The organism is Micromonospora sp. CPCC 205561, from assembly GCF_036906775.1.
Lineage (GTDB): Bacteria > Actinomycetota > Actinomycetes > Mycobacteriales > Micromonosporaceae > Micromonospora.
On the sequence record NZ_JBAKHV010000010.1, the window covers coordinates 46,451 to 64,162 of the forward strand.

Sequence of the window (17,712 nt, forward strand, 5' to 3'; positions counted from 1 at the left end):
GACCGCGTCGGTTCTGGGAGGCCGTGATGAGGTTGCCGCGTTCCGCCGCGGGGTGGACGATCGCGGTCTTCGGCGTGCTGGCCCTGCTCATGGGCGCGGTCGGGCTGGTCTGGCCGGAGACGCTGCTGCGCCTGCTCGGTTTCGAGGTGCCGGCGACGCGCACCGTGGGTGACCACACCGGCACCTTCCTGATGGCCTCCTCGATGGCCTCGTTCAACATGGGGGTCTACTACCTGCTCGCCACCGCCACCGAGTGGCGCCCGTTCTACCGCTTCACGGTGGTGTTCCGGCTGGTCACGTTCGCCGTCTTCAGCATCGCGGTGCTGGCCGACGTCGCGCCGGGCCGGTTCTTCGGAGTCGCCGCCTGGGAGGGCGTGGGCGCGGTGGCGACCGCCGTCGGGCTGTGGTGGGACCGTCGCGCGGCCGCGACGGCGGGCGGCGGAAGCGCTGCCGTCACCGCCGCCGTCCCGGCCGCTGACGCGGTTCGCTGAGCCGCCGGTCCGGTTGGGTATTTTCAGAGCTGTGACCGAGACCCCGCCCGGCGCCCTGCCGACGCCCACCGTGCCCGGTCTGACCGACTTGCAGGTGTTCGCCCGAGGTGGCTACGCGACGATCTACAAGGCGACCCAGATCTCGGTCGGGCGCGAGGTCGCGGTCAAGGTCGAGAACCGCACGCTCGACAGCGAGCACGACCAGGCCCGCTTCCTGCGTGAGGCGCGGGCCGCGGGGCGGATGTCGTCGCACCCGCACGTGGTCGACCTCTTCGACGTCGGGGTCACGGTCGACCAGCACCCCTATCTGATCATGGAACTCTGCGACGGCTCGTACGCCGAGCGGATGCGGACCTCGCCGCTCGGGCCGGCCGAGGCGCGCGACCTCGGGGTCAAGATCGCCGACGCCATCGCCCACTCGCACGCCGCCGGCGTGCTGCACCGCGACGTGAAGCCGGCGAACATCCTCCACTCGCACTTCAATCCGGCGGTGCTGGCCGACTTCGGGCTGGCCGTGGTGGCCGAGATGCGGGACGCCTCGGTCGCCCTGGAGGTGCTCACCCCCGCCTACGCGCCGCCGGAGATGTTCAACCACAGCCCGCCGTCGCCCGCCGTCGACGTCTACGCCCTCTGCGCCACCCTCTACGCGGTCATGCAAGGCCGGCCCCCGCGCTGGCAGTCCGTGCGCAATCCCAGCCTCGTCACCGTGCTGGAGATGTTCCACCAGCCGATCCCCGGCCTGCCCGGCGTGCCCGACGAGATGATCGACGTGCTCCGGTTGGGGATGTCCAACGACCCGGCGGAGCGCCCGTCGGCCGTCGAGCTGCGCAACCTGCTGGCCGGCCTGCCGCTCGACCCGCCCGGCCACCCGGTGAGCGGCGCGGGCGTGCTGGGGGCCCCCGTCAGCGGCGGCCCCACCGGCCCGCACGGCTTCGACCGGACGGGCCGCCCGGGCCAGCGGCCGCCGGTGGAGGACCTGCACCCGACGGTGGCCACGTCGCCCCGCCGCTGGCGGCGGCGCTGGTTCCTCGGCGGCGCCGGGATGGTCGCGCTGGCCGCCTCGGCGAGCGGCGGTGCGTGGCTGGCCGGCGCGACGTCCGTCCCCGCCCCCTCACCGACGGCCGACGTGGCGGCGACGAGCGCGGTGCTGCCCGCCTGCGCGCTGACGAGCGGGCTGCCCGCCGGCGCCGGCTGCGCCGACGAGCTGGAGTGCTTCGGGCCGATGGAGGTGCGCGGCGCCTCGGCCCGGGCGGCCCGGGTGCCCTGCGACGGTCAGCACACCTGGGAGAGCTACGCCGAGGGCAGGCTCCCCGACACCCTGGTCGGCGCCGACCACGACGAGGTCAGCGCGGCGGTGGCGGTGCGCCGCGTCTGCAACGAGACCACCTTCCGGCTCACCAGCGGGATCGCCTACTCCGACGGGTGGAACCTGGAGGTGCTGCCCCCGACCGACGCCGACCGGACGTACCGCTGCCTGGCCGGTCGCGGGCTCGACGCGCTCGCCTCACCCACGCTCACCGGCCGCTGAGCCGCCGCGTCCGCGGTGACGCTCCCGCATGACGCGGACCGCCTCCCGGTGGTCCAGCGTCTCCAGAGTGTCGGCGTCGATGCCGTACAGCCCGCCCACCGGCTGCTCCGGGGCGCCGGGCGTGACCGTCGGCTCCCCCTCGTCCTGCCGGGCCGCCGCCACCGACACCGCCGTGATCGTCCCGGAGAGGACGCAGAGCAGCGCCAGGACCACCCCCACGAGATCCTGCCGTCCCCACCCGAGCAGCGTCGCCAGCAGGGCGGCCGTCACCAGCGCGGCGACCACCGCCTTCGCCCGCGCATCGGGCCTCGCAAGTCTCACCCGTCCAGGATGTCCGAGCGGGGGGCGCTGTCAACGGGGACGCCGGCACCGGATGCGATGATCTTCCGCCGGAGATCGCCCCTCCGGGCAGAGGAGTGCCGGTGGTCCGCGTCCTCCGGACTGTCGGATACTCGGCCGCTCGTCGCCCGGCGATCCCTGGCCCGCCGTCCCTAGAGTGACCAGGGTCGAGCCCGCTCGACCGTCCTGTCGCCCAACGGAAGGCGTCCACATGCCACGACGAACCCGGTCCCTCGCCGCCGCGGGAATCGCCGGCGTCCTCCTCGCCGGCGCCGCGGTCGTACCCGCCGCCGCCGCACCGTCCCCTCTCGGCTGGGGCCGCCCGGTCACCGCCGACCGCACCAGCCCGCTGGAGGCCCGTCGGGTCGACCGGGTGCCCACGCCCCACCTGGACTGGTACGCCTGCTACGACTACGCCGAGTGCGCCACCGTCCGGCTGCCGCTCGACTACGACCGGCCGAACGGCCCGACGACCGAGATCGCCGTGCTCCGGGTCAAGGCCCGCGACCAGCAGCGCCGGATCGGTAGCCTGTTCCTCAACCCGGGCGGCCCCGGCGGCTCCGGCACCGACGTCGCGCTCGCCGCGCCGTACTTCCTCGGCGACGAGGTGCTCGACCGCTTCGACATCGTCGGCGTGGACCCGCGCGGCGTCGCCGCGAGCCAGCAGGTCCGCTGCTTCCCGTCGGTGAAGGAGCAGACCCGGGCGTACGCCGGCCTGAACGTGGCGTTCCCGTGGACGAAGGCCGAGGAGAAGGCGTACGTCGCCTCCTCGGAGGCCGTCGGGCGGGGCTGCTCCACCACGGGCAGGCCGCTGGCCGGCGCGATGTCGACCGCCGAGGTCGCCCGGGACATGGACGTGCTGCGCCGCGCCGTGGGCGACCCGAAGCTCACCTTCCTCGGCTTCAGCTACGGCAGCATCCTCGGCCAGTACTACGCCAACATGTTCCCGGACCGGGTCCGCGCCCTGGCCGTCGACGGCGTGCTGAACCCGAACGAGTGGGTCGGTCAGGGCGGGGCGCGCAAGCTCTCCCAGGAGGACCGGATGCGCAGCGCGCAGGGCGCGTACCGGGCGCTGCGGGAGATCCTGGTGCGATGCGACCGTGCCGGCGCGGCGGCCTGCCCGCTGGCCGAGGGCGACCCGGTGGCGTCGTTCGACCTGGTCGCGAGGCGGCTGCGGGCCGAGCCGGTGGTGATCGAGGACCCCGACCTCGGCCCCGTCACCGTCACGTACGCCGACTTCGTCGCCGCCAACCTGGGCGCGCTCTACGGTCCGGAGGGCTACACCCAGGTCGTCGAGCTGACGGCCGCCCTGCTGGTGCTCACCGATCCGGCGTCGTCCCCGACCGCCCGCCGCCCGGCCGCCGCCGACGTGACGCGGCAGGCCGCCAAGGCGCGCGAGCAGGCCCGACGGTACGACTTCCCGTACGACAACGGGCTGGAGACCTTCCTCGGCGTGGACTGCACCGACGGGTACCACCCGAGGGACGCGGGCTCGTTCCCGGCGCTGGCCGACAGGGCCGACCGGCGCGACCCGTACTTCGGCCGACTCTGGACGTGGGGCACCGCGCCGTGCGCCCGCAAGACCTGGACGGTGCGGGACTCCGACGCCCACACCGGGCCGTTCAACCGGCGGACCGCCGCGCCGGTGCTGGTGGTGGGCAACTACTGGGACCCGGCGACCAACTACCGGGGTGCGGTGAGCTCCGCCCGGCTGCTGCCGAACAGCCGCCTGCTCAGCAGCGACAGCTGGGGGCACACCGCGTACGGGACGTCGGCCTGCGTGACCGGGGCGGTCGACGCCTACCTGCTCCGTGGGGCGCTGCCGGCCAACGGCAAGGTCTGCGTGGGCGACGTCCAGCCGTTCGCCGCGCCGGCGGCCGACCCGGCGTCGACCCGGCGGGCGGAGTCGTCCAAGGACGCGCTGGCCGCCGAGGGCGCGCCGGGCCGGGGCGAGCCGAAGCGGCTTCCGCCGGTGGTCGCGCCGCTGCCGGCGGTCGGCACGCTGACCGTCCGCTGAGGAGTCGGGGTGCGGCGGGCGGTCGGACACCCGCCGCACCCCGGCCCGTCCCGCGTCTCGTCCGGACGACCGTCGGGGAACGGCGGGGTCAGTAGGACCTGTCCTGGCCGAGGACGTGCTGGGCGACGAAGTTGAGGATCATCTCCCGGCTGACCGGGGCGATCCGGCCGGCGCGCACCGCGCCGAGCAGCGTGGCCACGCCGTACTCGGTGGTCATGCCCGCCCCGCCCAGCACCTGGACGGCGGTGTCGACGGCCAGCGCCGCGGCCTCCCCGGCGGCGTACTTGGCCATGTTGCCGGCCACCCCGGCCTCCAGGTCGCGGCCGGCGTCGTAGAGGGTGGCCGCCTTGAGGATCATCAGCCGGGCCAGCTCGACCTGCACGGCCGCGTGCGCGAGCGGGTGGGCCACGCCCTGGTGGGAGCCGATGGTCCGGCCGCCCCAGACCTTGCGGGTGGAGGTGTACGCCGAGGCCCGCTCGATGGCGTACCGGCCGGTGCCGGCGCCCATCGCGGCGACCGTGATCCGCTCCGGGTTGAGCCCGGCGAAGAGCGCCGGCAGACCGGCGTCCAGCGACTCGCCGACCAGCGCGTCGGCGGGCAGCCGCACGTCGTCGAGGTAGAGCAGGAACTGGTTCTCCGGAGAGACGATCTCCATGTCCAGCTTGGACCGGGTCAGCCCCGGCGCGTCGGTCGGCACCACGAAGAGCGCCGGCTTGAGCCTGCCGGAGACCGCATCCTCGGTCCTTGCCACCACCAGCACGTACGACGCCTCGTCGACGCCGGAGATGTAGCACTTGCGGCCGGAGAGCAGCCAGTCGTCGCCGTCGCGGCGGGCCACCGTGCCGAGCCGGTGGAAGTTGGAGCCGGCCTCCGGCTCGGTGATCGCGAAGACCACCTTCAGCGAGCCGTCGGCGAAGCCGGGCAGGAAGCGTTTGCGCTGCTCCTCGGTGCCGTGCCGGGCGATCACCGTGGCCGCGATGGCCGGGGAGACCACCAGCAGCAGCAGCGGGCAGCCGGCCGCCGCCAGTTCCTCGCAGACGATGGCCAGCTCGGTGATCCCGCCCCCGCCGCCGCCGTACTCGGTGGGGACGTTGACCCCGAGGTAGCCCAGCCGGCCGGCCTCCTCCCACAGCTCGGTGGTGTGCTCGCCGGCCTTCGCCCGGGCGACGAAGTAGTCGTGGCCGTACCGCCGGCCCAGGGCGCGGACGGCGTCGCGGAGCTGGTCCTGCTCGGGGGTGAGGTCGAAGTTCATCGGGGTGCCTCCAGGATCACTCGGGGTTGACCACGGCCAGCACGGCGCCCGTGTCGACCTGCCCGCCGGCCGCGACCGGAAGCTCGGCGACCACGCCGGCGGCCGGGGCGAGCACGGGATGTTCCAGCTTCATCGCTTCCAGGGTCAGCAGCAGGTCCCCGGCGGCCACCCGCTGCCCGACCCCGACGTGCACCCGGGTCACCGCGCCGGGCAGCGGCGCGACCAGCGACCCGGCCGCGAGCTCCGCGGTGGGCTCGGGGAAGCGCGGCAGCTCGGCCAGGGCCGCCGCCCCGTCCGGGCCGTCCACGAAGACGTCCGACCCCGCCCGGTGTACGCGGTACGCCCGCCGCACCCCGTCGACGTCGAGCACCACCCGGTCCGGCGCGGCTCCGGCCAGGCTCACCACCGGCGAGGGCCGGGCTGCCGGGACCGCTCCGGCCGGGGTCGGCCCGTCGGCGCCGGCGCCCGGCGAGACCGACCACTCGGCTAGACCGCCCGAGCGGTCCAGGCGGTAGCGGACCTCGATCTCGCCGTCCGGGCCCGTGAAGCGGGTGACCTGCGGGAACGCCGGCACGTTGCGCCAGCCCGAGGGGAGCCCGGCCAGCACCGTCGCCGAGGCGCGGCGGGCGGCGGCCGAGGCGAGGGCCGCCGCCAACGCGACCAGGGGGAGCTGGTCGTCCGGCAGCAGCGGGGTGACGACCTCGGGGTGCCCGTCCAGGAAACCGGTGTCGAGGTCGACGGCCGCGAACTCCGGGCTGCGCAGGACGCGGACCAGCAGGTCCCGGTTGGTGGCCACCCCGTGCAGCTCGGCGCGGGCCAGCGCGCCGGCCAGGGCGCGGGCCGCCTCGACCCGGGCGGGCGCCCAGGCGATCACCTTGGCGAGCATCGAGTCGTAGTGCACCCCGACGGTCGAGCCGTCGACCACGCCCGAGTCCAGCCGCAGGCCCGGCCCGGCCAGCGGGCCGAACTCGGCCGCCACCCCGGGCACCGCGAACCGGTGCAGGGTGCCGGTCGCCGGGAGGTATCCCTGTGCGGGCTCCTCGGCGCAGAGGCGTACCTCGATCGCGTGGCCCTGTGCCGGCGGGGTCGCCGCCACCGGCAGCGACCCGCCCTCGGCGACGAGCAGTTGCAGCCGGACCAGGTCCAGGCCGGTGGTCAGCTCGGTGACCGGGTGCTCGACCTGGAGGCGGGTGTTCATCTCCAGGAAGTAGATCTCCCCGTCGGGCGCGAGCAGGAACTCGACCGTGCCGGCGCCGACGTAGTCGACCGCCCGGCCGGCGGCCACCGCCGCCTCGTGCAGCGCCGCGCGCACCCCCTCCGGGAGTACGCCGGGCGCCTCCTCGACGATCTTCTGGTGGCGGCGCTGGATCGAGCAGTCCCGCACGCCGAGGGCGGCCACCGTCCCGTGGGTGTCGCCGAAGATCTGCACCTCGACGTGCCGGCCCCGCTCGACGTACCGCTCGACGAAGACCGTGCCGTCGCCGAACGCGCCGGCCGCCTCGCGACGCGCGGAGGCGACGGCCTCGGCGAGCCCGGCGGCGTCCCGGACGATCCGCATGCCGCGCCCACCGCCCCCGGCGGACGCCTTCACCAGCACCGGGAAGCCGGTGATCTCGGCGGCGTCGGTCCAGGTGGGCAGCATCGGCACGCCCGCCTCGGCGAGCAGGGCCTTCGCCGCGATCTTGTCGCCCATCGCGGCGATCACCTCCGCCGGCGGGCCGACCCAGGTCAGCCCGGCTTCGGTCACCGCGGCGGCGAACCCGGCGTTCTCGGCGAGGAATCCGTAGCCGGGGTGCACGGCGTCCGCCCCGGTCCTGCGGGCCGCGTCGAGGATCAGGTCGATCCGTAGGTACGTCTCGGCGGGCGTGTTCCCGGGCAGCCGCACGGCGTGGTCGGCCTCGTCGACGAACGGCGCGTCGGCGTCGGCGTCGGAGTGCACGGCCACCGTCTCGACGCCCAGCGCCCGGCAGGTGGCGAAGACCCGGCGGGCGATCTCGCCCCGGTTCGCCACCAGAAGTCTCCTGATCACTGAGCCTGCCTCTCGATCCGCATTCATCGGACGCACCGCCGCCTCACATCCGGAAGACGCCGAAGGTGTCGGCGCCCCTGACCGGTGCGTTGTGGATCGCCGACAGGCAGAGCCCGAGGACGGTACGGGTGTCGCGGGGGTCGATCACCCCGTCGTCGTAGAGCCGGCCGGAGAGGAAGAGCGCCCCCGACTGGGACTCGATCTGCTGCTCGACCATCATCCGCATCGCGGCGTCGGAGTCCTCGTCGTAGTCCCGGCCCCGGGCGGCGGCGGCCTGCCGGGCCACGATGGAGAGCACGCCCGCGAGCTGCGCCGGGCCCATCACGGCCGACCTGGCGTTCGGCCAGGTGAAGAGGAACCTCGGCTCGTACGCCCGTCCGCACATGCCGTAGTTGCCGGCGCCGTAGGAGGCGCCGAGGTTGACGGTCAGGTGCGGCACCGTCGAGTTCGACACCGCGTTGATCATCAGGGCGCCGTGCTTGATGATGCCGCGCTGCTCGTACTCGGTGCCGACCATGTAGCCGGTGGTGTTCTGGAGGAAGACCAGCGGGGTGTCGGCGGCGTTGGCGAGCTGGATGAACTGGGTCGCCTTCTGCGCCTCCTCGCTGAACAGCACGCCGCGCGCGTTCGCCAGCACCCCGACCGGGTAGCCGTGCAGCTCGCCCCAGCCGGTCACCAGGGCGGTGCCGTAGGCCGGCTTGAACTCGTCGAACTCGCTGCCGTCGAGCACCCGGGCCAGCACCTCGCGCGGGTCGAACGGCACCTTCAGGTCGGCGCTGGCGATGCCGAGCAGCTCCTCGGGGTCGTACCTCGGCGGGGCCGGGCACGGGTTGCGCGGCGCCGGGCCCTGCTTGCGCCAGTTCAGCCGGCGTACGCACCGCCGCGCCAGCCGGATGCCGTCGCGCTCGTCGGCGGCGAGGAAGTCCGCGAGCCCGGACGTCGCGGCGTGCATGGCCGCCCCGCCGAGGGACTCGTCGTCGGTGACCTCGCCGGTGGCCATCCTCACCAGCGGCGGCCCGGCCAGGTAGACCTGCGACCGGTCCCGGATCATGATCACGTGGTCGGACATCCCCGGCACGTACGCGCCCCCGGCCGTGGCGTTGCCGAAGACCACGCTGACCGTGGGGATCTTCGCGGCCGAGAGCCGGGTCAGGTCGCGGAACACCCGGCCGCCCGGGATGAAGATCTCCGCCTGGGTGGGCAGGTCGGCGCCGGCCGACTCCACCAGGTTCACCATCGGCAGCCGGTTGGCCAGGGCGATCTCGCCGGCCCGCCGCGTCTTCGCGAGCGACCACGGGTTCACCGCGCCGCCGCGTACCGTCGGGTCGTTGGCGACGACCAGGCACTCGACGCCCTCGACCACGCCGATGCCGGTCACCACGCTGGCGCCGACGGGGAAGTCGGTGCCGTACGCCGCCACCGGGGACAGCTCCAGGAACGGGCTGTCCCGGTCCAGCAGCAGCTCGATGCGCTCCCGGGGGAGCAGCTTGCCGCGTCGGTGGTGCCGGGTCACGTACTTCTCGCCGCCCCCGGCGCGGGCCCGGTCGAGTTCGGCGTCCAACTCGGCTAGGCGCTCCAGCAGGGCCTCCCGGTTGGCCCGGTGTGTCGGCGCGGACGGGTCGACCGCGCTGCGCAGAGTGGTCACAGGCCCTCCTTCGTTCGTGACTGCGGGGCTCGCAGACCCGGCTCACTCCTCGCACTCACGGGGCCTCCTTCGTTCGTGACTGCGGGGCTCGCAGACCCGGCTCACTCCTCGCACTCACAGGCCCATGCCCTTCGCGATGATCTCGTTCATGATCTCGGTGGTGCCGCCGCCGATGCCGAGGATCCGGGCGTCGCGGTAGTGCCGCTCCACCTCGGCGTCGCGCAGGTAGCCGTAGCCGCCGTGCAGCTGGAGCGCCTGGTCGACGACCTCGGAGCAGGCGGCCACCGCGACGTTCTTCGCCATCGCCACCTCCGTCACCACCGGCTCGCCCGCCGCCACCCGCGCCGCCACCTGGTGCACGTACGCGCGGGCCGCCTCGGCGCGGGTGTGCATCTCGGCCAGCCGGTGCCGGATCAGTTGCCGGCTCGCCAGCGGGCGGCCGAACGTGGACCGGTCCCGGCACCAGCGCACCGCCAGCTCCACCGAGCGCTGCGCGATGGCGTACGCCTGTGTGGCGAGGGAGAGCCGCTCCGCGGCGAAGTTCTGCATGATGGCCAGGAAGGCCGTGTTCTCCTCGCCGACCCGGTTGGCGACCGGCACCCGTACGTCGGCGAACGACAGCTCCGCGGTGTCCGAGCAGTGCCAGCCGAGCTTCTCCAGCCGGCGCCCCACCGTGAAGCCCGGCGTACCCTTGTCGATCACCAGCAGGGTCAGGGCGCCGGCGCCCGGGGGCAGGGTGCAGAGCGCGGTGGTCACGAAGTCCGCCCGGACCCCACTGGTGATGTAGGTCTTCGACCCGTTGACCACGTAGTGGTCGCCGTCGCGGTCCGCGCGGGTGCGGATGCTCGCCACGTCCGAACCGCCGTCCGGCTCCGTGATGGCCAGCGCGCCGATCATCGTGCCGGCCAGCGTCGGCCGCACGTACCGGTCGATCAGCTCCGCGTCGCCGGAGGCGACGATGTGCGGGAGCGCGATGCCGTGGGTGAAGAGCGCGGCGACCAGCCCCGACGAGCCGCCGGAGCGGATGATCTCCTCGGTGACGATGATCGAGTCGAGCAGGTCGCCCCCGCTGCCGCCGACCGCCTCCGGGAAACCGACGCCGAGCAGGCCGATCTCGGCGGCGGTGGCGTGCAGGCGGCGGGGCAGCTCGCCGGCCCGCTCCCAGTCGTCCAGGTGCGGCAGCACCTCCCGGGTGACGAAGGCGCGGGTGAGCTCACGCAGTTGCCGCCGTTCGGGCGTGTCCACGATGGTCATCGGCCCTCCCCGGGCGTCGTGCCGCCGGCCGGGCCGGGCGGCAGCTCCGCCGGCAGGTCCACGAGCCGGGAGCGGAGCAGCTCGCCGAGCGCCTTGGCCTGCGGGTCGAACCGGGTGGAGGCGGCCACCCCCTGCCCGAGCAGCCCCCGGACGACGAAGTTGACGGCCCGCAGGTTCGGCAGCTCGTACCGCTCCACGGTCAGCGCGGCGGTCTCCGGCAGCAGCTCGCGCAGCCGGGCCGTGGTGAGCCAGCCGCGCAGCCACGACCAGGCGGCGTCGGTGCGGGCCCAGACCCCGAGGTTCGCGTCGCCGCCCTTGTCGCCGGAGCGGGCCCCGACCAGCTCACCCAGCGGCGCGCGCCGGGTGGGGCGGGCGGCGGGCGGGACCGGGGGGTGGCCGGTCTCCGGTGCCGGTCCGTCGGGTGGGTCGACGGCGGGCACCGGTCCGTCGGGGGCCGACTCGTGCGGCGGGGCGGCGGTGCGGGCCGGCGGCGGGATCGGCACCCGCTCGCCGGAGGGGAGCACCGCGACGTGCGGCACCGCGTCCTGCGGCGCCGCGTCGGCGGTGAACACCCCGTAGGGCGTCGCGTCGCCGGGCAGCGTGGTCAGGGTGCAGCCGGGGTACGAGGCCAGGGCCAGCTCCACCGCGGCGGCCGAGAACGCCCGCCCGGCCCGCGCCTTGTCGCCGTCGCGCAGGTGTACGTGCAGCAGCGCGCTCGCCGTCTCGGTGTCGGCCGCGTCCGCGTGGTCGGTGCGGGCCAGCGTGAACTCCAGCCCCTCCGGGCCGACGGCCGCCTCGACCTGGCTCCGGAGCAGGGCCGCCTTCGCGGGGATGTGCAGCCCGCACAGCACGAAGGTCATCGAGTTGCGGAAGCCGCCGAGATTGTTGACGCCCACCTTGAGCGTGTCGGGCGGCGGCGTGCCCCGGGCGCCGCTCACCCGTACCCGGTCCGGCCCGTCGGCGCTCAACGTGACCGTGTCCAGCCGGGTCACCACGTCCGGCCCGAGGTAGGCCGGCCCGCCGACCTCGTAGAGCAGTTGCGCGGTGACCGTCTCCACCGTCACCGCGCCGCCGGTGCCGGGGTGCTTGGTGATCACGCAGGAGCCGTCCGGGTGCAGCTCGGCGACCGGGAAGCCGGGGCGGTGCCCGCCGTCGGGCAGCTCGGTGAAGAAGCTGAAGTTGCCCCCGGTCACCTGCGCCCCGCACTCGACCAGGTGGCCGGCGACCGAGGCTCCGGCCAGCGCGTCCAGGTCGTCGCGGCCCCAGCCGAAGCGGGCGATCGCCGGCCCGACCACCAGGGACGCGTCGGTGACCCGGCCGGTGACCACCACGTCGGCACCGCCGTCCAGACAGGCCGCGATGCCGTACGCCCCCAGGTAGGCGTTCGCCGTCAGCGCGTCCGGGCGCGCGAGGGCGTCACCCTCGACGTGCCCTACCCGGACGGCCAGGCCGAGCCGGTCGGCGAGGGAGCCGATGGCGGCGGCCAGGCCCGCCGGGTTCAGCCCACCGGCGTTCGTCACGATCAGCACGCCCCGGTCCAGCGCGGTGCCGAGGCAGCCCTCCAGCTGGCGGAGGAAGGTCTTCGCGTAGCCCAGGCCGGGGTCGCGCAGCCGGTCCCGGCCGAGGATCAGCATGGTCAGCTCGGCCAGGTAGTCGCCGGTGAGCACGTCCAGCTCGCCGCCGTCGAGCATCTCGCGCCAGGCGCTGAACCGGTCGCCGTAGAAGCCGGAGGCGTTGCCCACCCGCAGCACGCCACCGATGCCGCCCACGCCACCCGTGCCGGTCACGCCGGCACCCCGCGCGCGACGTCGGTCGCGGCGGCCGTCGGCGCGCGGCCCGGGCCCGGCGGGCCGGCGAAGGCCTGCGCGACGTCCAGCCACGCGTCGGCCACCGGGCCGGTCGCGGCCAGGGCGAGGTCGGCGCGGTGCCGCCGCTGGGTGACCAGCAGGCAGAAGTCGAGCGCCGGGCCGGTGACCCGGTCGGCGGCGTCCGCCGGGCCGTAGGCCCAGCCCTCGCCGTGCGGCCCCGCCAGCTCGACCCGCACCGGCACCGTCGGCACCGGCCGGCCGTGGGCGGCGAAGCTGTGGCCGAGGGTACGGAAGCCGAGGTGCGCGACGTGCCGCAGCCGTGCCGTGGCGGGGCGGGTGACGCCCAGCGCGTCCGCGACGTCCGTGCCGTGCGCCCAGGTCTCCATGATCCGGGCGGTGGCCATCGAGGCGGGCGACATCCGGGTGCCGAACCAGGGCAGCTTTCCGCCGGGCGGCACGCGCGCCAGCGCGGCGGCGAGTGCCGCCCGGCCGGCACGCCAGCGGGGCAGCAGCTCGGCCGGCGGGGCGAGGAACTCCTCGGCTCCGGCGTCGACGAGCCGGGCCGGATCGGGGGCGGCGACCACGGCGGCGAGGAACTCCTCGGCGTCGGTGGCGGCGAGCGCCGCGATCTCGTCGGTCCAGGCGAGGTGCGCGATCTGGTGCCCGACGCTCCAGCCCGGTGCCGGCGTCGGACGCGCCCAGCCCGCCGGCGGCAGGTCGCTCACCAGGCCGTCCAGCTGCTCGGACTCGGCGGCCAGGTCCGCGAGCAGGTCCTTGAGGTCGACCATGGTGCCTCCGGTGCGGGACGGGCCCGGTCAGGCCGGGCGGCCGGGCGGGTGGCGGTCAGGCGGGCGTGAGCAGCGCGGCGAGCTGGCGCTTCCAGGTGGTGAGCAGGGCGGTGCGGCGGGTCGAGTCGTCGTTGAGCAGGTTGGCCACCCCGAGACCGCGGAGCAGGTCGAAGGTCACCTGCACCGCCTCGCGTACGCCCGGGCGGCGTTCGTCCACGTCGAGCAGCGCGACGGTCAGCCGGTGCATCTCGCGCCCGACCCGGGCCTCCAGCGGCACCAGGGCCTCGCGCAGCTCCCGGTCGGTGCGCGCGGCGACCCACAGTTCGAGGGCGGCGACGAAGAGCGGGCCGGTGAAGGCCGCGCCGAGCAGGTCGATCACCCGGTCGAGCCGTTGCGGGCCGGGCGGCAGCGCCTCGGCCTCGGCGCGCAGCTCGTCGGCACGCCGGTCGGCGAGGTGGGCGACGGCGGCGGTGACCAGCGCGGCCTTGGTGGGGTAGTGGTGCAGCTGGGCGCCCCGCGAGACGCCGGCCCGGGCCGCGACGACCGTGGTGGTGGTGCCGGACCAGCCGTGTTCGACCAGGCATTCGACGGTCGCCTCCAGCAGCCGGGCCTGGGTGGCGCGGCTGCGCTCCTGCTGGGGGACGCGGGTCGACGCGGGCACGGGGACAGCGTGCCGTCGCGGAAACAAACAGTCAAGACTGACTTTTTTGCCGACCCTCGCGTCGCTGGGGCACCGGAGCGTGTCGGCGGTGTCGTGCCTGGCCGCCGGGACGACTCCCCCGGTCCCTGTGGAGCTGATGTCGTGGCCGATTCACCCGACAGGCCGCGAGGGGGCACGGTCGTGACCGGCCGGGGCGTCCCCCGCGGCTCGGCGGCGCGATTCCTTGCCCCGGGGCGGTCGCCCTCAGCGGCCGTCGCGCGGGGCGAACACCGCGAGGGCCGTGGCGTCGCTGTGCCGGGAGCGCAGGTACTCGTCGCCCCACTCGGCGGCGTCGGGGAAGCCCGACTCGGCGGCGACCCGGGCGCACGCCGCCTCGACGTCGAAGTCTGTGCGCCGGAGCTGCACCCCGGGCCCGAGGAGCGCCCAGAAGGCACCGGGACCGCCGTAGGGCATGCCGACGCTGCCCGGGTTGACGATCAGCCGACGGTCGGCCAGCCGGGTGAACGGCATGTGGGTGTGGCCGCAGACCACGGTGCGCACCTCGGCCGGCACGTCGGCCAGCACCTCCGCCCAGCGCTCCATCCGGGAGTCGACCAGCACGACCTCCTCGTCGTCCCGGGCAGTGGCGTGGCAGAAGAGCACCGGACCGAGGCCGGCGACGTCCAGGGTGAGCGTCAGCGGCAGCGCCGCCAGTCGGGCCAACTGGTCGTCGCGGAGCTGCTCCGCCGCCCAGTTGGAGACCTCGACCGGGGAGGGCCGGCCGGCCCTGGCCTCCACCAGCTCGCGGTCGGCGTTGCCCCGCACCCAGCGGGCGCGGTCGCCGAGTCCGGCGAGCAGGTCCAGCACCTCGACCGGCTGCGGGCCGGCGGCGATGTCGCCGGTGAGCACGATCAGGTCCGCGGCGGCGACGTCCGGCTCGGCCAGTACGGCCTCCAGTGCCGGGAGCGCCCCGTGGATGTCGGAGAGGACGGCGACCCGCTGCGGTGGTGGCATCGCCACACGGTGCCTGTCGGATCGCGCGGTTGTCCAGCGATTCTGCCCCGGGCAGACGGGGCCCGGGGCGGAACCGGCCGGGTGCCGGTCAGACGCGGGCGCGGCGGGCCAGGCGCTCCGGGTCGAGGATGATGATGCTCTTGCCGTCGAGGCGCAGCCAGCCGCGCGAGGCGAAATCGGCCAGCGCCTTGTTGACGGTCTCCCGGGAGGCGCCCACCAGCTGGGCGATCTCCTCCTGGGTCAGGTCGTGGGTCACCCGCAGCACGCCGCCGTCGCGGGTGCCGAAGCGGCCGGCCATCTGGAGCAGGTTCTTCGCGACGCGTCCGGGCACGTCGGTGAAGATCAGGTCGGCCAGCGAGTCGTTGGTCCGCCGCAGCCGGCGGGCGAGCACCCGGAGCAGCTGTTCGGCGATCTCCGGCCGGTTGTTCAGCCAGGGCCGCAGGGCCTGCTTGCGCAGCCGTACGAGTCGGGTGTCGGTGACCGCGGTGGCGGTCGCCGTACGCGGGCCGGGATCGAAGAGCGACAGCTCACCGACCATGTCCGACGGGCCCATCACGGCGATCAGGTTCTGCCGGCCGTCGGCGGCCCGTCGACCCACCTTGATCTTGCCGGACAGCAGGATGTAGAGACTGTCGCCGGGCTCGCCCTCGTTGAAGACGATCTCGCCCTTGCGGACCTCGAGCGTCTCCATCTCCTTGGCGAGCGCCTCGGCAGCCTCCGGGTCGACGCCCTGGAAGATCCCGCTGCGGGCCAGTACCTCGTCCATCGCGCACCTCCGCCTGCGCGTGCCGTCCGTCGGCCGGGTCCGCCGTCCGCTGATCCCTCGCGCGTCGCCAGTCTAGGCGCATGTGAGCACCTGTCAGAGGCGCACCCCTGGAATCTTGATCGTTGGGCGCAACCCGACCGACCTGATCAAGCAGTATGATCGCGCGCCCGGCGCGGGTGCCGGCCGCCGCGCCGGGACCGGGCCGTAGGGTCACCACGTGCTGAGCGAACCCGTGCTGACCGCCCGGCGGGAGGACGGCCGGGACGTCCCGCTGCTCGTCTGGCGCGCCGAGCGTCCGCTGCGCGCGGTCAGTTCCGCGCCGCTGGGCGGCGGGATCGGCGTCCGGCGGTGGGTCGTCAACGCGACCGTGCCCATGTCGTACGACCGGGACGACCCCGCCGCCCACCTGGCGGAGCTGGCCGACCGGCTCGGCCTCGACGGGCCGGGGGTGGGTCTGCTGACCGGGGTGGACGTCGCCGAGGTGGTGGCCCGGACGGACGCGGGCGTGCGGGTCTGGGCGACCGTCGGCCTGGGCACCCCGGTCTGGGCGGCGGAACCCGCCCCGGCGGCGCTCGCCCGACGGGCCGGCGGCGTCCAGCGGGTCGGCACCGTCAACCTCGTCGCCTACGTCCCGGCCCGGCTCGGCGACGCCGCCCTGGTCAACGCGGTGGCCACCGCCACCGAGGCGAAGGCGCAGGCGATCGCGGGCCTCGGCGTACCGGGCACGGGTACCCCGACGGACGCGGTCACCGTGCTCTGCCCGCCCGACGGCCCCGAGTCGGCGTACGGCGGGCCGCGCTCCGCCTGGGGCGCTCCGCTGGCCCGCGCCGTGCACGCCGCGGTGACGGCCGGCGGTGCGGGCACCGTGGTCCCGTGGTCGGACCGACCGGCGGGCTGAATCTCCGTCCGATCGGCTCTCGTCCCGGCGTTGTCCAGCCGCTAGGGTCGCGATCGATGTACGCTGCCGCCTCCTCTCCGCGTCGCCGAGCCGCGCTCGCCCTCGGTGCGCTGCTCGCCGCCCTGTTCGCCGCCGGCTGCGGCGACACCGACTCCGGGGCCGACGCGGCCTGGCGACCGGGCACGGGTGACGGCACCACCGCCCCGACCCGCTCGGGCGCGCCCGCCCCCTCCGCCGAGCAGGCGATCTCGCTCTCGGCGACCGGCGACATCATCATGGGCAACGCGCCGAACCGGCTGCCCCCCGGCGGCGGGAAGGGCTTCTTCGACTCCGTCGAGAAGGCGCTCGCCGCCGACCTGGTGATGGGCAACCTGGAGGAGCCGCTGACGGTCGACACCGGCACCGGCAAGTGCGGCCCGAACTCGACCCGCTGCTTCCAGTTCCGCGCCCCGCCCGAGTACGCCGCGCACCTGCGCGACGCCGGCTTCGACCTGCTCAACCAGGCCAACAACCACGGCTACGACTTCGGCCCGAAGGGCTACGAGAACACCCAGAAGGCGCTGGAGAAGTACGACCTCGCGCACACCGGGGCACCCGACCAGATCACCGTGGTCGACGTCAAGGGGGTCAAGGTCGCGGTGGCCGGCTTCTCCTCGTACGTCTGGTCCAACAGCCTCACCGACATCGCCGCCGCGAAGAAGGTGATCACCAAGGCGGCCGGCATGGCCGACGTGGTCGTCGTGCAGGTGCACATGGGCGGCGAGGGGGCGGAGAAGACCCGGGTGCGGCCGGGCACCGAGATGTTCCTCGGCGAGAACCGGGGCGACCCGGTGAGGTTCTCCAAGGCGATGATCGACGCCGGGGCGGACCTCATCGTCGGGCACGGCCCGCACGTGCTGCGCGGCATGGAGTTCTACAAGGGCCGGCTGATCGCGTACAGCCTGGGCAACTTCGCCGGCGGGGGCAACTCGCTGAGCAACGCCGGCCGGCTCGGCTGGGGCGGGGTGCTCAAGGTGTCGCTGAAGCCGGACGGCAGCTGGGCCGGCGGCTCGTTCGTCTCGACGTACATGAACTCCATCGGCAGACCGACCATGGACCGCGACGACCGCGGGCTGGGCCTGGTGAAGCAGCTGACCAGGAGCGACTTCCCGCAGACCGGCGCCCGGTTCGACGACTCCGGCGCGATCGGCGCGCCGCAGGGCGGCTGACCGGGACGGCACGGCGCGTGGACCCGGCCGACCGT

At 75.0% G+C, this 17,712-nt stretch carries 15 protein-coding genes; 5 read left to right on the forward strand and 10 right to left on the reverse strand.

All coding sequences use genetic code 11. The features are described 5' to 3' along the window. Positions 1 to 26 precede the first annotated feature (26 nt). Positions 27 to 491 carry a hypothetical protein gene (locus V6V16_RS08630; RefSeq protein ID WP_334561219.1) on the forward strand — a complete coding sequence of 155 codons (465 nt, stop codon included), beginning with the start codon at positions 27 to 29 and terminating at the stop codon, positions 489 to 491. 31 nt (positions 492 to 522) lie between these two features. After that, the gene (locus V6V16_RS08635) at positions 523 to 2,019 is read left to right on the forward strand and encodes a serine/threonine-protein kinase (RefSeq protein WP_334561221.1); all 1,497 of its coding nucleotides are present in this window, start codon (positions 523 to 525) and stop codon (positions 2,017 to 2,019) included. On the opposite strand, the gene V6V16_RS08640 is transcribed toward V6V16_RS08635, so the two are convergent. Then, entirely contained in the window at positions 1,996 to 2,340 is a 345-nt protein-coding gene (locus tag V6V16_RS08640; RefSeq protein ID WP_334561223.1) for a hypothetical protein, read from the reverse strand. The genes V6V16_RS08635 and V6V16_RS08640 overlap by 24 nt on opposite strands. Before the next feature lie 229 nt (positions 2,341 to 2,569). Here V6V16_RS08640 and V6V16_RS08645 point away from each other — a divergent pair, with 229 nt between their 5' ends. Beyond that, entirely contained in the window at positions 2,570 to 4,375 is a 1,806-nt protein-coding gene (locus V6V16_RS08645; RefSeq protein WP_334561225.1) for an alpha/beta hydrolase, read from the forward strand. 88 nt (positions 4,376 to 4,463) lie between these two features. On the opposite strand, the gene V6V16_RS08650 is transcribed toward V6V16_RS08645, so the two are convergent. The 9 genes from V6V16_RS08650 to V6V16_RS08690 form a co-directional block, all read right to left on the reverse strand. Beyond that, the gene (locus V6V16_RS08650) at positions 4,464 to 5,627 is read right to left on the reverse strand and encodes an acyl-CoA dehydrogenase family protein (RefSeq protein WP_334561227.1); all 1,164 of its coding nucleotides are present in this window, start codon (positions 5,625 to 5,627) and stop codon (positions 4,464 to 4,466) included. A gap of 16 nt (positions 5,628 to 5,643) precedes the next feature. Then, positions 5,644 to 7,656, reverse strand: a complete 2,013-nt coding sequence (locus tag V6V16_RS08655) for an ATP-binding protein (RefSeq protein ID WP_334561228.1) — start codon at positions 7,654 to 7,656, stop codon at positions 5,644 to 5,646. Between the two features lie 43 nt (positions 7,657 to 7,699). Next, positions 7,700 to 9,301, reverse strand: a complete 1,602-nt coding sequence (locus V6V16_RS08660) for an acyl-CoA carboxylase subunit beta (RefSeq protein WP_334561230.1) — start codon at positions 9,299 to 9,301, stop codon at positions 7,700 to 7,702. A 114-nt stretch (positions 9,302 to 9,415) separates the two neighbouring features. Continuing rightward, positions 9,416 to 10,555, reverse strand: a complete 1,140-nt coding sequence (locus V6V16_RS08665) for an acyl-CoA dehydrogenase family protein (protein ID WP_334561232.1) — start codon at positions 10,553 to 10,555, stop codon at positions 9,416 to 9,418. Beyond that, the gene (locus tag V6V16_RS08670) at positions 10,552 to 12,246 is read right to left on the reverse strand and encodes an acyclic terpene utilization AtuA family protein (protein WP_442934051.1); all 1,695 of its coding nucleotides are present in this window, start codon (positions 12,244 to 12,246) and stop codon (positions 10,552 to 10,554) included. Before V6V16_RS08670 ends, V6V16_RS08665 begins: the two co-directional genes overlap by 4 nt. 92 nt (positions 12,247 to 12,338) lie before the next feature. Next, a complete protein-coding gene (locus V6V16_RS08675; protein ID WP_334561234.1) occupies positions 12,339 to 13,151 on the reverse strand; it encodes a TIGR03084 family metal-binding protein in 813 nt (270 codons plus the stop codon). Between the two features lie 55 nt (positions 13,152 to 13,206). Beyond that, positions 13,207 to 13,812 (reverse strand): TetR/AcrR family transcriptional regulator, encoded by a 606-nt coding sequence (locus tag V6V16_RS08680; protein ID WP_334561236.1) that lies wholly within the window; start codon positions 13,810 to 13,812, stop codon positions 13,207 to 13,209. A 243-nt stretch (positions 13,813 to 14,055) separates the two neighbouring features. Next, positions 14,056 to 14,805, reverse strand: coding sequence for a metallophosphoesterase family protein (locus V6V16_RS08685; protein ID WP_334561238.1), 750 nt, complete (start codon positions 14,803 to 14,805; stop codon positions 14,056 to 14,058). A gap of 88 nt (positions 14,806 to 14,893) precedes the next feature. Next, complete coding sequence (locus V6V16_RS08690; protein WP_089003062.1) at positions 14,894 to 15,571, reverse strand: Crp/Fnr family transcriptional regulator; 678 nt, start codon at positions 15,569 to 15,571, stop codon at positions 14,894 to 14,896. A 217-nt stretch (positions 15,572 to 15,788) separates the two neighbouring features. Here V6V16_RS08690 and V6V16_RS08695 point away from each other — a divergent pair, with 217 nt between their 5' ends. After that, positions 15,789 to 16,469: an adenosylcobinamide amidohydrolase gene (locus tag V6V16_RS08695; RefSeq protein ID WP_334561243.1), complete on the forward strand. Its 681-nt coding sequence runs from the start codon at positions 15,789 to 15,791 to the stop codon at positions 16,467 to 16,469. Between the two features lie 56 nt (positions 16,470 to 16,525). Then, a complete protein-coding gene (locus tag V6V16_RS08700; protein ID WP_334561245.1) occupies positions 16,526 to 17,677 on the forward strand; it encodes a CapA family protein in 1,152 nt (383 codons plus the stop codon). The last annotated feature ends 35 nt before the right edge of the window (positions 17,678 to 17,712 follow it).

Coding starts and splice junctions, on each gene's coding strand:
- V6V16_RS08630 (WP_334561219.1), top strand. CDS start 27: ATGAGGTTGCCGCGTTCCGCCGCGGGGTGGACGATCGCGGTCTTCGGC.
- V6V16_RS08645 (WP_334561225.1), top strand. CDS start 2,570: ATGCCACGACGAACCCGGTCCCTCGCCGCCGCGGGAATCGCCGGCGTC.
- V6V16_RS08650 (WP_334561227.1), bottom strand. CDS start 5,627: ATGAACTTCGACCTCACCCCCGAGCAGGACCAGCTCCGCGACGCCGTC.
- V6V16_RS08665 (WP_334561232.1), bottom strand. CDS start 10,555: ATGACCATCGTGGACACGCCCGAACGGCGGCAACTGCGTGAGCTCACC.
- V6V16_RS08670 (WP_442934051.1), bottom strand. CDS start 12,246: ATGCTCGACGGCGGCGAGCTGGACGTGCTCACCGGCGACTACCTGGCC.
- V6V16_RS08675 (WP_334561234.1), bottom strand. CDS start 13,151: ATGGTCGACCTCAAGGACCTGCTCGCGGACCTGGCCGCCGAGTCCGAG.
- V6V16_RS08685 (WP_334561238.1), bottom strand. CDS start 14,805: ATGCCACCACCGCAGCGGGTCGCCGTCCTCTCCGACATCCACGGGGCG.
- V6V16_RS08690 (WP_089003062.1), bottom strand. CDS start 15,571: ATGGACGAGGTACTGGCCCGCAGCGGGATCTTCCAGGGCGTCGACCCG.
- V6V16_RS08700 (WP_334561245.1), top strand. CDS start 16,526: ATGTACGCTGCCGCCTCCTCTCCGCGTCGCCGAGCCGCGCTCGCCCTC.